15 protein-coding genes and 1 tRNA gene are annotated in these 16,168 nt (G+C 71.4%); 8 read left to right on the top strand and 8 right to left on the bottom strand.

From position 1 onward, the window contains the following. On the top strand, window positions 1-978 hold a 978-nt coding region (locus tag FVS66_RS01745; RefSeq protein WP_149179159.1), incomplete at its 5' end, for a cyclopropane-fatty-acyl-phospholipid synthase family protein. A gap of 102 nt (window positions 979-1,080) precedes the next feature. Then, on the top strand, window positions 1,081-2,298 hold the full coding sequence (locus FVS66_RS01750) for a phospholipase D-like domain-containing protein (protein ID WP_262386749.1): 1,218 nt from the start codon (window positions 1,081-1,083) through the stop codon (window positions 2,296-2,298). Between the two features lie 125 nt (window positions 2,299-2,423). On the opposite strand, the gene FVS66_RS01755 is transcribed toward FVS66_RS01750, so the two are convergent. Next, window positions 2,424-4,955: an FtsX-like permease family protein gene (locus tag FVS66_RS01755; protein ID WP_149179160.1), complete on the bottom strand. Its 2,532-nt coding sequence runs from the start codon at window positions 4,953-4,955 to the stop codon at window positions 2,424-2,426. Window positions 4,956-5,040: 85 nt separating this feature from the next. Beyond that, a complete protein-coding gene (locus FVS66_RS01760) occupies window positions 5,041-5,820 on the bottom strand; it encodes an ABC transporter ATP-binding protein (protein WP_187645345.1) in 780 nt (259 codons plus the stop codon). 458 nt (window positions 5,821-6,278) lie between these two features. On the opposite strand from FVS66_RS01760, the gene FVS66_RS01765 reads away from it, so the two are divergent. Together FVS66_RS01765 and FVS66_RS01770 are read left to right on the top strand one after the other, a co-directional pair. Continuing rightward, window positions 6,279-6,359: transfer RNA gene (locus FVS66_RS01765), tRNA-Leu, on the top strand. 154 nt (window positions 6,360-6,513) lie between these two features. Further along, the gene (locus tag FVS66_RS01770) at window positions 6,514-7,377 is read left to right on the top strand and encodes a Bax inhibitor-1/YccA family protein (protein WP_149179161.1); all 864 of its coding nucleotides are present in this window, start codon (window positions 6,514-6,516) and stop codon (window positions 7,375-7,377) included. A gap of 95 nt (window positions 7,378-7,472) precedes the next feature. On the opposite strand, the gene FVS66_RS01775 is transcribed toward FVS66_RS01770, so the two are convergent. Next, window positions 7,473-7,703 (bottom strand): DUF4287 domain-containing protein, encoded by a 231-nt coding sequence (locus FVS66_RS01775; RefSeq protein ID WP_149179162.1) that lies wholly within the window; start codon window positions 7,701-7,703, stop codon window positions 7,473-7,475. A 99-nt stretch (window positions 7,704-7,802) separates the two neighbouring features. Between FVS66_RS01775 and FVS66_RS01780 the strand changes: the two genes are divergently transcribed. Further along, window positions 7,803-8,168: a hypothetical protein gene (locus FVS66_RS01780; RefSeq protein WP_149179163.1), complete on the top strand. Its 366-nt coding sequence runs from the start codon at window positions 7,803-7,805 to the stop codon at window positions 8,166-8,168. Window positions 8,169-8,215: 47 nt separating this feature from the next. Here the strand turns inward: FVS66_RS01780 and FVS66_RS01785 are convergent, their stop codons facing one another. The 3 genes from FVS66_RS01785 to FVS66_RS01795 all read right to left on the bottom strand — a co-directional run bounded on the left by FVS66_RS01785 (window position 8,216) and on the right by FVS66_RS01795 (window position 11,837). Beyond that, entirely contained in the window at window positions 8,216-9,151 is a 936-nt protein-coding gene (locus FVS66_RS01785; RefSeq protein WP_399224663.1) for a hypothetical protein, read from the bottom strand. Between the two features lie 235 nt (window positions 9,152-9,386). Continuing rightward, window positions 9,387-10,607 carry an acetyl-CoA C-acetyltransferase gene (locus tag FVS66_RS01790; protein ID WP_149179164.1) on the bottom strand — a complete coding sequence of 407 codons (1,221 nt, stop codon included), beginning with the start codon at window positions 10,605-10,607 and terminating at the stop codon, window positions 9,387-9,389. A gap of 216 nt (window positions 10,608-10,823) precedes the next feature. Next, window positions 10,824-11,837, bottom strand: a complete 1,014-nt coding sequence (locus FVS66_RS01795; protein WP_149179165.1) for an SGNH/GDSL hydrolase family protein — start codon at window positions 11,835-11,837, stop codon at window positions 10,824-10,826. 115 nt (window positions 11,838-11,952) lie between these two features. Here FVS66_RS01795 and FVS66_RS01800 point away from each other — a divergent pair, with 115 nt between their 5' ends. Then, window positions 11,953-13,338, top strand: coding sequence for a cystathionine beta-synthase (locus FVS66_RS01800; protein WP_149179166.1), 1,386 nt, complete (start codon window positions 11,953-11,955; stop codon window positions 13,336-13,338). A gap of 321 nt (window positions 13,339-13,659) precedes the next feature. Here FVS66_RS01800 and FVS66_RS01805 read toward each other — a convergent pair whose 3' ends face one another. Together FVS66_RS01805 and FVS66_RS01810 are read right to left on the bottom strand one after the other, a co-directional pair. Next, entirely contained in the window at window positions 13,660-13,896 is a 237-nt protein-coding gene (locus tag FVS66_RS01805; protein WP_149179167.1) for a hypothetical protein, read from the bottom strand. An 86-nt stretch (window positions 13,897-13,982) separates the two neighbouring features. Next, the gene (locus FVS66_RS01810) at window positions 13,983-14,441 is read right to left on the bottom strand and encodes a hypothetical protein (RefSeq protein ID WP_149179168.1); all 459 of its coding nucleotides are present in this window, start codon (window positions 14,439-14,441) and stop codon (window positions 13,983-13,985) included. 140 nt (window positions 14,442-14,581) lie between these two features. Between FVS66_RS01810 and FVS66_RS01815 the strand changes: the two genes are divergently transcribed. Both FVS66_RS01815 and FVS66_RS01820 read left to right on the top strand, forming a co-directional pair. After that, window positions 14,582-15,445 carry a MurR/RpiR family transcriptional regulator gene (locus tag FVS66_RS01815; RefSeq protein ID WP_149179169.1) on the top strand — a complete coding sequence of 288 codons (864 nt, stop codon included), beginning with the start codon at window positions 14,582-14,584 and terminating at the stop codon, window positions 15,443-15,445. Between the two features lie 148 nt (window positions 15,446-15,593). Continuing rightward, window positions 15,594-16,160, top strand: a complete 567-nt coding sequence (locus FVS66_RS01820) for a hypothetical protein (protein ID WP_149179170.1) — start codon at window positions 15,594-15,596, stop codon at window positions 16,158-16,160. Window positions 16,161-16,168: the final 8 nt, after the last annotated feature.

A 16,168-nucleotide genomic window follows, 5' to 3' on the forward strand; every position in this document is an offset into this window, starting at 1 on the left:
CGCGAGCTGATGCGGCTCGCCGGGCCCTGGCCGCCGCCCGCGCCGCCCGCCGAGGAGCTCCGGCGCCGCAGCGGCCCGCTGCACACCAAGCGGCGCGACAAGGAGGCCATCAGCCACCACTACGACGTGGGCAACGACTTCTACCAGCTGGTCCTCGGCCCGTCCATGGTCTACTCGTGCGCCTACTGGACCGAGGGCGGGACGCTGGAAGAGGCCCAGCGCGACAAGCTGGAGCTGATCTGCCGCAAGCTGGCCCTCACGGAGGGGGACAGGCTCCTCGACGTCGGCTGCGGCTGGGGTTCGATGGCCCTGCACGCCGCCCGCCACCACGGCGCCACCGTCGTCGGCATCACCCTCAGCGCCGAACAGGCCACGTACGCCCGCAAGCGCATCGCCGAAGAGGGCCTCACCGACCGGATCGAGATCCGCGTCCAGGACTACCGCGACGTCCGCGACGGGCCGTACGACGCGATCTCCTCCATCGGCATGGCCGAGCACGTCGGCGCCGTCCGCTACCGGCAGTACGCCGACACCCTGTACGGCCTGCTCAAGACGGGCGGCCGGCTCCTCAACCACCAGATCGCCCGCCGTCCCGAGCCCCTGGAGGAGGAGTACCGCGTCGACCCGTTCATCGACCGGTACGTCTTCCCCGACGGTGAGCTGGCTCCCGTCGGCCGCACCACCGCCACCCTGGAGGAGGCCGGGTTCGAGGTGCGCGACATCGAGGCCATCCGCGAGCACTACGCGCTCACCCTGCGCCGCTGGGTGACGAACCTGGAGGACCACTGGGACGAGGCCGTACGCCTCAGCTCGCCCGGCCGGGCCCGTGTCTGGCGCCTCTACATGGCCGCGTCCGCGCTGTCCTTCGAACGCAACCGGATCGGCGTCAACCAGGTCCTCGCCGTGAAGACCCCGCGCGGCGGCGCCTCCGGCATGCCGCTGCGCACCCGTATCTGGAGTGAGAACGGCGGCAGTTGATACGTTCACCCCTTCGAACGCTCGCCGAGGCGGGTGCCGTTCCCAGGTTCCGGAGGAGCGGCGCCCGGCCTCGGTCACGAAGGAAAGAGGGGGAGTTCTTCCGTGCGTCGCCGCACCACCTGGCTGCTCGGCCTGCTGACCGCCGCCGGTCTGATCGCGGGAACCACCGCGGTCCCCGCCGCGGCCGAGCCGGAGGCCGCACCCGTCACCACCACCGCCACCTTCAACGACCCGGCCGGTGACACCGCCGCCCAGAGCCGTATTCGCGACCACATCGTGGACCTCGTCGGGCGCGCCCCGGCCGGCTCCACCATCAGCGTCGCGATGTACACGTTCACCGAGAACCCCGTCACCGACGCCCTGGCCGCCGCCCACGCGCGCGGCGTCCGGGTCCATGTCGTGCTGGACCACACCTCGACGACCATGACCGGCGGCGAGTACAGCCGCCTCGCCGCCGCGCTCGGCACCGACCGCACCCAGCGCTCCTGGGTGTACGCCTGCCCCGCCGGGCGCGGCTGCGTCGGCTCGCGGAAGCTGCCCAACGACAGCGACGGCGCGATCAACCACAACAAGTTCCTGCTCTTCTCCTCCACCGGAGGAGCCGACAAGGTCGTCGTCCAGACCTCCGCCAACCTGACGAACGTGCAGCGCACCGGCCAGTTCAACAACGCGGTGACGATCGTCGACAGCGGCCTCTACGACAACTACCTGGGCTACTTCGACGACCTCCTGGCGTACGGCAGCTCGACCGGCGGCACCGACCACTACTACGACACGCCGACCAGCGCCACGGGCCCGTACAAGACGTACTTCTTCCCGCGCAGGGAGTCGCGGTGGACGTCGTACGCCAACGACGCCTCCACCGACACCGTCAAGCTGATCCTCGACAACGTCGGCTGCGAGGGCGGTGCCACACAGGTCCGCGTGGCCGCCAACCTCTTCACCCGCGACGAGGTCGCCGCCAAGCTCGTCGAACTCCACGAGGCGGGCTGCGCCGTGCACCTCGCGTACGACGGCGGTCCGGGCGCGATGGGCTCCGCCGTGCGGAACGTCCTCGCGGGCGGGCTCACCTCGCAGGCGGCGTGCTACGAGCGGCAGGACAACGGCTCCTACGTACGGCTGCACTCCAAGTACCTGATCGTCGAGGGCACGTACTACGGCAAGACGGGCCGCAAGCTCGTCTTCACCGGCAGCCACAACTACACCTACCCGGCGCTCCGGGCCAACGACGAGACGCTGCTGAAGATCGACGACGCGGCGCTGTACGACCGGTACCGGGCGAACCACGAACACCTGATGAGCTACTGCGCGGACGCCTGACGCCTGACGCCTGACGCCTGACGCCTGACGCCTGACGTCCGGCGCAAGCCGTCCGGCGCATGACGAAGGGCCGGGTTCCCGCTGGGAGCCCGGCCCTTGTGTCTGTCCTCCTGAGAGAGCCTCTCCTACTCCGCCTTGATGGCGTTGAGCATGTTCAGCTTCGCCGCGCTGCGGGCGGGCCACAGGGAGGCGAGGACGCCGACCAGCCCGGCGAGCAGCAGGAAGACCGCGATGCGGTCCCACGGCAGGACGAGGGCGTAGTCGGGCAGGCTGCTCGCGATGGTCTCGCCGATCGCCCAGCCGAGGAACGATCCGAGCGCGATACCGACGACCGCGCCGAACATCGAGATGACCACGGCCTCCAGACGGACCATCCGCTTCACACGGCGCCGGTCGAGACCGATCGCCCGCAGCATGCCGATCTCCTGCTGCCGTTCGAACACCGACATGGCGAGGGTGTTGACCACTCCGAGCACCGCGATGATCAGGGCCATCGCGAGCAGGCCGTACATGATGTTCAGCAGGATGTTGATGAAGCCGCCGAACTCGTCGCGGATGTCCTGCTTGTCCATCACCGTCATGGCCGGGTTGTCGCCGAGGGCGTCGATCAGCGCCTTCTCGTTGGCGGCGGTCCCACCGCCCTCCATCTTGACGAAGATGGCGGGGATGTACGGCTTGACGTCGTGCGGGTCGACGACCTTCCTGTCCACGAGGACGGACGGGAGGAGTTCGCTGTCCTTGTAGACCGCGCCGACGGTCAGCTCGCCCTTCTTGTCGTCGTTGTAGGTGACGGGGAGGGTGCTGCCGACCTTCCAGCCCCGCTTCTCGGCCGTCTTCTCGGCGACGGCGATCTTCCCCTGGCCGAGGGAGTCCAGCGAGCCGCCGACCGCCTCGACGTTCAGGACCTTTTCGACGGCGCCCGGGGTGACCGCGGACGCGGAGGCGAATTCGCCGTCGAGCTCGAAGTAGGCGTCCTGCTGCGGCGAGACCGCCGTGACGCCCGGCGCCTTCTCCAGGGCCGTCAGCGCGGTCTGGTCGAGGTCTCCGGTGCCGGCCATCCGGACCATGTAGTCGGCCTTGATCTGGTCGGTGGTCATCTTGTCGATGGACCGGCCGACCGTGACCCCGAGCACCGACAGACCGGTGACCAGGGTGAGACCGATGGCGAGGGCCGAGGCCGTGGCACCGGTACGGCGCGGGTTGCGGACCGCGTTCTGCCCGGCGAGCTTGCCGGAGATCCCGAACCCGCCGACCATGAGCGGCCGTACGGCGGCGATGAGCGGCCGCGAAAGCAGCGGAATCAGCATGATGACACCGATGAGCGTGAGGAACGCGCCGGCGGCGATGAGTATCCGCCCCAGGCCGCTGCCCTTCACCGCACCGAAGACGATCACGGCGCAGCCGACCCCGGCGAGCACCCCGCCGATGGTGTTCCGCACGATGAGGGACTTCTGTGTGGGCGCCGCGTGCGCGCTGTTCATCGCGGCGACCGGCGGGATCTTCGCGGCGCGGCGGCCCGGCAGCCACGCGGCGAGCATGGTGACGAGGATGCCGACGGCGAGGGCGGAGATCACCGGGGTGGCGCCGAGGACGAGCGGGCCGTCCGGCACCTTCAGTTCGAACGCGGCCATGCCGGAGCGGAGGCCGACGGCCAGCCCGATACCGAGGACGTATCCGGCGGCGGAGGCGATCAGGCCGACGATGGCGGCCTCCATCAGCACCGAACGGGTGATCTGCTTGCGGGACGCGCCGACGGCGCGCATCAGCGCGACCTCCTTGGTGCGCTGCGCGACGAGCATCGTGAAGGTGTTCGCGATGAGGAAGACACCCACGAACAGCGCGATGGCGGCGGCGCCGAGCAGGACCTGGTTGAAAGCGCTGAGCCCCTGCTCGATGTTCTCGGCCTGCCGGTCGGCCAGCGTCTGACCGGTCTCGGCGTGGGCGTTCTCGGGGAGCAGCGGCTCGACCGCGTCGAGGATCTTCCGGTCGTCGGTGCCGGGGGCGGCGGTGACGGTGACGTCGCTGAAGTAGCCCGGCTTGAGGAACAGCCGCTGCGCGACCTCGGTGTCGAACAGCACCAGGCTGCCACCGGCGCTGACGGCGCCGTCGTCGGTGGTGAAGACGCCCTGGAGGGTGTACTCCTTCACCGGCCCGTTGGTGGCGACCCGCACGGAGTCGCCGACCTTGTACGCGCCCTTGTCGGCGGTGTCCTTGTCGAGGGCGATCTGGCCGGCCTCGACCGGGCCGCTCCCCTCGGTGAACGCGTAACGCGCGTCCTTGCCGTCCTTGCCGGGGGAGTAGTTGGAGCCCTTGTTGGACCAGCCGACACCGATCAGCCTGCCGTCCTTGTCGGGCACGCCGGCGAAGCCCTCGACCCGCCCGGTGGCGGAGGCGACCCCGTCCACCTTCGCGATCTTGTCGAGCGTCGCCAGGGATATCCCCGGCTCCTGTGTGGCGTCGTTCTCGTCCGTGTACGAGGTGACGGCGACGGCGACGTTGTCGTAGCTCTTGGCGGACTGGTTGCGGAGGGCCTGGTTGAGGGTGTCGGAGAAGACCAGGGTGCCGGAGACGAAGGCCACGCCGAGCATCACGGCGAGCACGGTCATCAGCAGCCTGGCCTTGTGCGCGAGTACGTTGCGCAAGGCGGTACGGAACATGGGTGTGTGTCCTGGGGTGGGTTCTGGGTGACGTACGGGGGCGGCGGGCGGTGCCCGTATCAGCTGGTCCGGTCAGCGGGCCCGGTCAGCTGGTCCGGCCCTTGGTGTCGAACTCCTTCATGCGGTCCAGCACCCGGTCGGCGGTCGGCGCCTGCATCTCGTCGACGATCCGCCCGTCCGCCAGGAAGATCACCCGGTCGGCGTAGGACGCGGCCACCGGGTCATGGGTGACCATCACGACCGTCTGCCCCAGCTCGCGCACCGAGTTCCGCAGGAACCCCAGGACCTCCGCGCCGGAGCGCGAGTCGAGGTTGCCGGTCGGCTCGTCACCGAAGATGATCTCGGGCCGCGAGGCCAGCGCCCGCGCCACGGCGACGCGCTGCTGCTGGCCGCCGGAGAGCTCCGCCGGACGGTGGCTCAGCCGCCCGGACAGACCGACCATGTCGATGACCCGGTCCATCCACTCCTTGTCCGGCTTCCGGCCCGCGATGTCCATCGGAAGGGTGATGTTCTCCAGCGCGGTCAGCGTCGGCAGCAGATTGAACGCCTGGAAGATGAAACCGATCTTGTCCCGGCGCAGCTGGGTGAGCTGCTTGTCCTTCAGGGCGCCCAGTTCGGTCTCACCGATGCGGACCGAACCGGCGGAGAAGCTGTCCAGCCCGGCCACGCAGTGCATCAGGGTCGACTTTCCGGACCCGGACGGGCCCATGATGGCGGTGAACTCACCCTGCGGGAACGCCACGGAAACCCGGTCCAGGGCGACCACCTGGGTCTCGCCCTGTCCGTAGACCTTGGACAGATCCGTGGCGCGGGCGGCCACCGCGGTGGCGCGGTGTGCGGTCGTCTGGGTCGGGGTGGGGATCACGAGTGGGGCTCCTGTCACACATGGCGTTCTTCGAGGACCCCTCAATCGTCGGCGCCGCCACCCCCGCCGAGCGTCCGTCCGCATGCCCGTTCCTGGGGCCGCCTGGAGTCTGACCGCGGGGCCCGCCCCTCCTCCTGAGGTATGACGGCATCCCCTGAGGCCCCCTGAGGCCACCCGGAGCCCCCTGCGGCCCCGGGGCCCCTGAGCTCCCGAGGGTCCTTCGGCGCGGCCGCCGCCGCTCCCCGACCGGGACTCGCCGTGGACGGGCGGCGACTTTCCGTCATTCCGTGGGAAGAGATGTGCGGCCGCGAACCCCGTGCCACTGCTGCGCAATGCGCCCCCCGTGCGCTGACGCTCCCTCAGACGTCAATAAAATAAGACAACATCGGGCCACTCTGCCGCTGTTCGGGCGACTCGCCCGGATAGGCTCGTGTGCTGACGCGGAGCCGCGCGCCATTGCCCGGATGGTGGAACGCAGACACGGCGAGCTTAAACCTCGCTGGCCTTTGGCCGTGCCGGTTCGAGTCCGGCTCCGGGCACTCACCACTCGGGGAGGTCCCGGTCCGGAACGCGCAGCCGATGCGTGATCGATATCCGGGAGAGGAAAGATCCTCCCCGAGCACTAGGGTGTTTGCTTTGCTCCCCGATTACTCTTGTCCCGAGGCCGCGCCCGGCGGCCATCGGAGGAGTGAGATGAGGAGCAGCAACCCGGTCTTCTCGCGACGGGGGTTCAGCCGCGACAACGGCTACGCGGGCTTCAACGCGCAGCAGCAGGCCGGGGGCCCCGCAGCTGGAACCAACCCGTACGCGACCAACCCCTACGCCCAGCAGGACACCCAGCTGGGTGCCCCGCCGCAGGCTCCGGCGCAGACCGGCGCCATGACCATCGACGACGTGGTGTCGCGTACCGCCATCACGCTCGGCACGGTCTTCGCCACCGCGGCGCTCGCCTGGTTCCTGCTGCCGGTGGACCCGGCCAACCTGGGCAAGTCCTACGGCATCGGTATCGGCGCGGCCCTGGTGGCCTTCGTCTTCGCGATGATCCAGTCGTTCAAGCGCAAGGCGTCGCCCGCGCTGATCCTGGCGTACGCGGCCTTCGAGGGCGTCTTCCTGGGCGTCATCTCCAGCGCGGTCACGACGTACGTCACGGCGGGCGCGGTCCCGCAGGCGGTGCTCGGCACGATGTCGGTGTTCGCCGGTGTGCTCATCGCGTACAAGATGCGCTGGATCCGCGTCACGCGCCGCTTCTACGGCTTCGTGATGGCGGCCGCGGTCGGCTTCGTGCTGCTGATGGCCGTGAACATGCTGTTCGCCGTGTTCGGCGGCGGGGACGGCCTTGGCTTCCGCAGCGGCGGCCTGGGCATCATGTTCGGCATCATCGGCATCATCCTCGGCGCGTGCTTCCTGGCCCTGGACTTCAAGCAGGTCGAGGACGGCATCACATACGGCGCGCCGCGCGAGGAGTCGTGGCTGGCGGCCTTCGGCCTCACGGTCACGCTGGTGTGGATCTACACCGAGTTCCTGCGTCTGATCGCGATCCTGCAGGGCGACGACTGACCGTCCCCCTCGCCGCTCGGCGACAGCGGAAACGGGCCCGTCCGGCAGAGCGCCGGGCGGGCCCGTCCGTCGTCGTCGGGGGTGTTCCTTCCGTCTCAGAGCAGCTTGCGTGCCGCGCGCCTCAGGTCGTACTCGTGGATGATCGCTTTGGCGTGCCCGTAGGCGAGGTCATGTTCGCTCCGGAGCCAGCTCACCTTCTCCTCGAATCGGACGAGGGAGGGGCCTTCCTCGACGGTGCGAAGCCATTCGGCTACTTCACGGCCCGTGCAGTGGGGAATGCGGGAGAGCAGATTTCGATGGGTTTCTTCGGAGAAGACGTGGGACATCGGCGCCTCCGGACGCTTTGCGCGAGTGCTCCTTCACGTCACGGTGCCTGAGCGTTCGCCCGTTGGCAACAGTGCCGCCACGGCGCATAGGGTCGCGGCGTGCACGATACGACTGAACTGACCGAGGCCGTCGGGCATCTCGCCGACCGGCTGCGGGCCGCTCCGCAGAGCCGGCTCAGGCGCGGTGCGGCGGCGGAAGGGCTGGCCCTCGCCAGGGAGTTGGCGGTGCGCGCGCAACGCCTGGAGGCCCCGGCCGCAGCGGGCGCGGAGCCCCGGATCATGCCGGACGCGGGAGTGTTCGCGGTCGGCGACCAGCTGACGGTCGCCGGAACGGATTTCGCCGAGGCGTGGCGGGCGGCCGCGGGCGCCGCCCGCGAGGACCCGTCCCGCCAGGAGGCCCTCCGCGCGGAGCTGGACCAGGTCCTGGACCTGGTCCGCACCGCGGCGTCCCGCGCGGCCCTGTAGGCCCGGGGGAGGGCTGCCCCCAAGGGAGGGCTGCCCCCAAGGGAGGGCTACCGGGACGCGATGACGCGGTCGGCGAGGATGTAGACGTTGCCGTCGATGCCGTCGCCCTCGCCGCAGGAGAACGTCAGGGCGTACGCGCCGGAGACGCCCGAGCCGCCCAGCAGGACGGGCGTGGAGCCGTCGCGGAGGGCCGCGGCGAGCCGCTCGGCGGTCTCCCGGTGGCCGGGCGTCATGCAGAGCGTGGTGCCGTCGGCGAAGACGTACACGTCGAGCGTGCCGAGCGGTCCGGGACGTACGTCGGTGAGCGCGGTGCGGTCGGCGGCCAGCTCCTCGAGGCGGGCCACGGTGCGCTCGTGGTCGGTGACGACCGGCGTCCTGACCGGCACGAAGTCGGGGTGCGAGGGGTGGCGGCGGCGGGCCGCGGCCAGCTCGGGGGAGTCCTCGGCGTACTCGGGGCAGTCGCCCGCGCCCGCGAGCCCGGGCAGTTCGCCGGCGAGCTCCGGCAGGTCGGCCGGCCCCGCGTCGGTGAGATCCGCGGCGTCGGCGTACTCGGCGTCGAGGTCCAGCGCCTCCAGGCCCGCGAAGTCGGCCTGGCGCGGCACGAAGTACGGTCCCTCGTCGCCGGCGGCGCCGAGCGGGCCGGCCGTGCCGCCCAGCAGGGACGCGGGCGAGTCGGCGGCGTCGCGGGCCTCCTGGGCGGCCCAGAACGCGCGGGCCTCGGCCAGTTCGCGCTCACGCTCCTCGGCGAGGGCCTCGGTCACGGCCGCGCGTATCTCCTCGGCCATGTCCATGGTGGCGTCGGTGGACCGGGCGTGCGGGATGGTGGGGGCCTGGCCGGCGCACTCCGCCGCGGTCGCGGCCCGGGCGGCGGTGAGGTCGACGCGCAGGGCGATGATCTGCCGGCGCAGCCCATGGGCCGCGTACAGGGCAGCGGCGCCCACGGCCGTGGCGGTGGCCGTGGTCAGCATCAGGGCGAGAGACATGGCGCTCACTGACTTACTCCCGGTTTCAATCGATCCCCCGCACTTCCTACATCAGCTTGTCCTGGCTGTGGACCCGGTGTCAGTGCATTGCGTCACGAATTGGGTGGATTTCTTCGGCTGATGTTTCCCGCTCCCACGGCCATGACCTGCATAAACCAATCTCCCCCAGAGATAGGTCACATCCTGGGGGAGATTCGGTCACGGCCGGGACGCGGCGCGGTGGCAGACGGCTGGATCAGGAGAGCCGCTCGATCACCATGGCCATGCCCTGGCCGCCGCCGACGCACATGGTCTCCAGGCCGAACTGCTTGTCGTGGAACTGGAGGCTGTTGATCAGCGTGGTGGTGATCCGGGCGCCCGTCATGCCGAACGGGTGGCCGACGGCGATGGCGCCGCCGTTGACGTTCAGCTTGTCGAGCGGGATGTCCAGGTCGCGGTAGGAGGGGATCACCTGGGCGGCGAACGCCTCGTTGATCTCGACCAGGTCGATGTCGCCGATGGTCAGCCCCGCGCGCCGGAGGGCCTGCTTGCTGGCCTCGACCGGGCCGTAGCCCATGATCTCCGGAGAGAGGCCGGAGACGCCGGTGGAGACGATCCGCGCGAGCGGGGTCAGACCCAGCTCCCGCGCCTTCGTGTCGGACATGATCACGAGAGCGGCGGCGCCGTCGTTGAGCGGGCAGCAGTTGGCGGCGGTGACGCGGCCGTCGGGGCGGAAGACCGGCTTGAGGCCCTGGACGCCTTCGAGGGTGACACCGGCGCGCGGCCCGTCGTCCTCGGACACGACGGTCCCGTCGGGGAGTGTCACCGGGGTGATCTCGCGCTCCCAGAAGCCGTTCTTGATGGCCTGCTCGGCGAGGTTCTGCGACCGTACGCCGAACTCGTCCATGTCCTCGCGCGTGACGCCCTTGAGGCGGGCGAGGTTCTCTGCGGTCTGGCCCATCGCGATGTACGCGTCCGGTACGAGGCCGTCCTCGCGCGGGTCGCGCCAGTCGTCGCCGCCCTGCTCGGCGCGGGCGGCGGTGCGGGCCTCGGCGTCCGCGAAGAGCGGGTTGTGCGTGTCGGGCAGGCTGTCGGAGTTGCCCTTCACGAACCGCGAGACCGTCTCGACGCCGGCGGAGATGAAGACGTCGCCCTCGCCGGCCTTGATGGCGTGCAGCGCCATGCGGGAGGTCTGGAGGGACGAGGAGCAGTAGCGGGTGACGGTGCAGCCGGGCAGGTGGTCCATGCCCATCTGTACGGCGACGATGCGGCCGAGGTTGTTGCCCTGCTCACCGCCCGGCAGGCCGCAGCCGAGCATCAGGTCGTCGATGTCTCGCGGGTCGAGCTCGGGGACCTTCGCGAGCGCGGCCTGGATGATCGTGGCGGTCAGGTCGTCGGGCCGAAGTTCCTTCAGCGAGCCTTTGAAGGCCCGGCCGATCGGGGAACGGGCGGCAGAGACGATCACAGCTTCGGGCATCACGGCTCCAGGGTGGGCGGGTGTGCGACTCAGTGGGAAGTTACCCCCACGTACGGCCCGGGTCACCGCTGCGGCGGTGTGACCCCTACCGCATTTCTAAGCGCTCGCTCAGCCGGGTGGGGCGCCTCGTGGCGGGCGCACGGGTCTCGGGCACCGCCAGGGGAAACTCCATGGCCCCTTGCGGGACGTATGCCCGGAACAGCCCCCTCGGACTCCTCAGACGCCGGGCTCGTACGGGGCCGCGGTGTCCGCGGGCTCCGGCGCGGGCGCCGACTCCGTCAGGCGCCGCCGCCGCCGGTGCTTCAGCAGGGCCCACGGGGCGCGTGCCCCCGTGACCTCCGTACCGGCCTCCTGCGCGGCCTCGGCCGCCGCCTGTGCCACCGGCAGCAGGCCCTCGCGCCGCTCCGCCTCCAGCCGCTCGGCCTCCGGCCACACCCCGAGCACCGCGCACACCGAAGGCAGCACCGCCATGGCCGCCGTCGCGTAGCCCTCCGCCGAGGGGTGGTAGTTGTCCGCCCCGAACATCTCCCGCGGGTTCGCCGCGAACTCCGGCCCCAGCAGGTCGCCCAGCGACACCGTACGGCCCCCCTGCTCCACCACCACGATCGTCTGCGCCGCCGCCAGCTGCCGCGACAGCCGCCGCGCCAGCCACCGCAGCGGCTGGTACACGGGCTCGATGGTGCCCAGGTCGGGGCAGGTCCCGACCACCACCTCGGCGCCCGCGTCGCGCAGCCTCCGCACCGTCTCGGACAGATACCGCACGGACTGCGTGGGAGACATCCGGTGCGTCACGTCGTTCGCGCCGATCATGACCACGCAGACGTCCGGGACGCGCCCCGGGTGCGCGAGGAGCAGGGTGACCTGCCTCTCCAGGTCGTCGGACCTGGCACCCGGCAGCGCGACGTTCCGGAGTTCCACGGACCGCTCGGCGACCTGTGCCAGGCCGGACGCGAGCAGCGCGCCGGGAGTCTGGCCGGCCCGCCGCACACCCTGCCCGGCGGCGGTGGAATCACCCAGGAGGGCGAGCCGCAGCGGCACCCCGTCGAAGCCGCGGCCGTACAGGCCGTCCGCCGCCGGGGGCAGCGGCGCGACCCCGCCGCCCACCGTCCGCTTCGCCAGCTGCACCTCCGCGAGCAGCACCCCGACCGCCGCCACCCCGAGCAGGCCGAGGCCGCCGCCCCCGTATGCCGCGCCCGCGGCGATCCGCCGTGCCACTCTCGCCCTCGACATAGGGCTGCCACCTCCTCCATGACGTCTGTGAGCTAACTGCCCCGGAACCGCGTCCGCCTACGCATCGACTGCGCTTACGCTGGCTGGACCATTACGGAGACCCCGGAGACTTACGGTGCAAATCCACGACTCGATGATCAGCCTCGTCGGCAACACCCCGCTGGTGAAGCTCAACAGTGTGACCGCGGGCATCCAGGCCACGGTCCTGGCCAAGGTCGAGTACTTCAACCCGGGCGGTTCGGTGAAGGACCGCATCGCCCTGCGCATGATCGAGGCGGCCGAGAAGAGCGGCGAGCTCAAGCCCGGCGGCACCATCGTCGAGCCGACGTCCGGCAACACCGGAGTCGGTCTGGCGATCGTGGCCCAGCGGAAGGGCTACAAGTGTGTGTTCGTCTGCCCCGACAAGGTGTCGACGGACAAGATCAATGTGCTGCGCGCGTACGGTGCCGAGGTCGTCGTCTGCCCGACGGCGGTCGACCCGGAGCACCCGGACTCGTACTACAACGTCTCCGACCGGCTCGTCCGTGAGACGCCCGGCGCGTGGAAGCCGGACCAGTACTCGAACCCGAACAACCCGCGCTCGCACTACGAGACGACCGGTCCCGAGCTGTGGGAGCAGACGGACGGGCGGATCACCCACTTCGTCGCCGGCGTCGGCACCGGCGGCACCATCTCAGGCACCGGCCGGTACCTCAAGGAGGTCAGCGACGGCAAGGTGAGGATCGTCGGCGCGGACCCGGAGGGCTCCGTCTACTCGGGCGGCTCGGGCCGCCCGTACCTGGTGGAGGGCGTCGGCGAGGACTTCTGGCCGTCCGCGTACGACCGGACGGTGACGGACGAGATCGTCGCCGTCTCCGACAAGGACTCCTTCCAGATGACCCGCCGCCTCGCCAAGGAGGAGGGGCTGCTCGTCGGCGGCTCCTGCGGCATGGCGGTCGTCGCGGCCCTGCGCGTCGCGGAGGGCCTGGGCCCGGACGACGTCGTGGTCGTCCTGCTGCCGGACAGCGGCCGCGGCTACCTCTCCAAGATCTTCAACGACGAGTGGATGGCCGACTACGGCTTCCTGGAGGACGCCGGCCCGTCCGCGCGCGTCGCCGACGTGCTGCACCACAAGGAGGGCGACATCCCGAAGCTGGTGCACATGCACCCGGAGGAGACGGTCGGCGAGGCGATCGAGGTGCTCCGCGAGTACGGCGTGTCCCAGATGCCCATCGTCAAGCCGGGGGCCGGACACCCGGACGTGATGGCCGCGGAGATCATCGGCTCGGTCGTCGAACGGGAGCTGCTGGAGGCGCTGTTCACCCAGCGCGCGTCCCTCAGCGACCCGCTGGACAAGCACATGAGCGCCCCGCTTCCGCAGGTCGGCTCCGGCGAGCCGGTCGAGGACCTGATGGCCGTACTGGGCCGGGCGGACGCGGCGATCGTGCTGGTCGAGGGCAAGCCGACGGGTGTGGTGAGCCGTCAGGACCTGCTGGCCTATCTGGCGCGCGACGGCAAGTGACCGCCGCGGGGGCGGGGTTCGCGCAAACGGTACGAGCGCGACACGTGGCGGCAGCACCCGCTTAACACGCGTCCGGCACATTGGTCGTTGTCGGCGTCACGGACCTCCGGAGCGGCTCCCGGACCTCCCGATACGCCGTCGGACGCGGAGACCGGCCCTGACCCGGGCCCGTGTCCCTCGCGGGGACCGCCGTCGTCCCGCCCCCCGGTGACGGGGGTGCGGCGGTCCCCGCGCAAACGTGCCCGGGGAGCTGGTCCAGCGGACCGGCTCCCCGGCTCTCGCGCGCCGGACCGCCGGCCCCACGGATCTACGGCCCGCGGACTACCGCGGGTGCGACCGACGGGCCGCGGCGTGCCGCAGCTCGCCCTGGTCCGGCAGCAGGCCGGTGATCCGCGTCCAGATCGTCTTGGCGTCCACGCGGACGAGCCTGAAGGTGCTCGCCGGACTGATCCGCTCCGCGGGCACGGGCTCGGTGGGCAGCTCCCGCAGCCAGTAGCCGAGCCTCGCCGCCTCCTCCTCGGCGCCGTCCGGGGACGAGTACGGAGTCACCGTGGACATGGCCCCCCTCCGCTACAACACGACCGGCGTGGCCAAGCAGGTCCGGCGAAGACCCGTCCGATACTCCACCTGAACGGAGACGCACTTCAGAGCTGTCCGCGGTCCTTGTGGACGCCGTCGATACGGTCCATGTCCTCGGCGTCGTCGGTGTCGTGGCCGCGCCGCCGGGGCAGTTCGCGGACCGCCTGGACCGCGTTCACGCCGACGATGCCCAGCCAGGCCACCACCAGCCCCGGGAAGCCGGCGTTCGCCACGCCGATCGCCGACAGCGGCACCGCCAGGACCAGCGAAACGGTCGCGAACCCGAACCGCTCGCCGTAGCTGCCGTTCGCCGGTGCGCCGTCCGGGCGGGTGCCGCGCGCCTCGGCGAGTTGCCGCTCGGCCAGCCGGCGCCGTACGCGGCGGTCGATCGTACGGTCGAGCCGCTCGTCCACCTTCTCCAGGAAGGACTCGACAAGCGCCGACTCGTACTCCGTACCCAGCTCCCGGCGGGCGTGCAGGGTGGCGTCCAGGTCGCGCTTGAGGTCCGTGTCACGGGCATCCATGGCGTTCACGCTAGGGCGCGTCTGTGCGTCCTGTCGGTGGGGCTAGCCCCCGCTTTCGCGCGGGCGCCGCATCTTGCATATGGTCTATTCAGTCGCAGCTGTGACTGAATAGACCAGAGGCGGGAGACAGGGGGACCGGTATGAACGACACCCCGGGCGCACGGTTGCAGGCGCTCTTCGAGGGTCACCGGCTGACGCCGACCCAGCGGCGGATCGCCCACTGGATGGTGCGGCGGGCGGCCGACGTGCCGTTCCTGTCCAGCGTGGAGCTCGCCGAGCTGGCCGGGGTCAGCCAGCCGTCCGTCACCCGGTTCGCCGTGGCCCTCGGCTTCGACGGCTATCCCGCCCTGCGCAAGCACCTCCGCGAGGTCGCCCCCGCCGCCGAGCCCGGACGCCCCGGCAACGGCGACGCCCCGGCCGAGGAGGCGGTGGCCAACGAGTACCAGCAGGCGGTCCATGCCGAGATCGAGAACCTGCGCCATCTCGCCGAGCTGCTCGCCGACCCCGCGCCCGTCGAGCGCGCCGGGCGGCTGCTCGCCTCCTCCCGCCCCCTGCCCGTACTGGGGCTGCGCGCCGCCGCCGCCCAGGCCCGCGGCTTCGCGTACTTCGCAGCCAAGGTCCACCCGGACATCCGGCTGCTCGACGAGGGCGGCTCGATGCTCAACGACCGGATCGACGCCGCCGTACGCGCCGGTGCCTCCGTGCTGCTCTGCTTCGCCCTGCCCCGGCACCCGCGCGAGGTCGTGGACGCGCTCGCCTACGCCAGGACCGCCGGGCTGACCGTGGTGACCGTCGCCGACTCGGCGTTCGCGCCCGTCGCCAGGCACAGCGACCTGCTGATCCCCGCCGCCGTCGGCACCGCCCTGGCCTTCGACACGGCGTGCGCCCCGATGCTGCTCGGCCGGGTCCTGCTGGAGGCCATGTGCGACGGCCTGCCCGACGCGCAGGCCCGCCTCGAGGAGTTCGACACACGGGCCGCGGCACGCGGGCTCTTCGTCGAATGACGGCGGGAGACGGCACCGGACGACGGCCGGACACCACCGGATGACGGTCGGATCACGGATGTACGGGTCTCTCACAGAACTCTCACCGTCCGCCGGTAACCTGCCCCGCGCACACCCGCAGCACAGCTGACGCAGAGGAGGACGGGACGTGGGGCGCGGAGGGCAGGCGCTGGCAAGGGTCGCCGTGGTCGTACGGGCCGGGGCGGCGCCCCTGTGGTGGTCGGGGCTACTCGGGGCCGGTGTGGGGGCGTTGGTGCCCGGCCTGACCGGGCGGCGCATCGGACTACTGACCGGAGCCGCGCTGTTCCTGGTCGCGGCCGCCGTGGTCGCCCTCTCCCGGCGCGGCCGGTACCGGAGGCTGGCGGCCGACGCCGTACGGGCCGCCCGGGCCGACATCCTCCAGGACCGGGCCGTGACGGCACGCAACTGGCGTCGGGCCCGCCGCTGGTGGCTGCTCCTGGCGTTCCCGGCCGCCGTGGGCTCGTCGTTCGCGCTGCCCGGCGCGGGCGGGTTGCTCGTGGCGGGCCTCGGCGCCGGGCTGTGGCTGAAGGCGCTGTGGCTCGGTCACCGGGAGACCGCCGACGACAGGCTCCTGTGGGTCTCGGCCGACCGGCTGGCCAAAGGCGGCGGCCCGGTCGGCAAGCACGTCACCGCGTACCGGTCGACGGGGATCGCCGCGGGCGACGCCGCACCCGGCGGGGCGCGGCGCCGCTGACGCGGGGC

The organism is Streptomyces sp. TRM49041 (assembly GCF_008271805.1).
GTDB lineage: Bacteria > Actinomycetota > Actinomycetes > Streptomycetales > Streptomycetaceae > Streptomyces.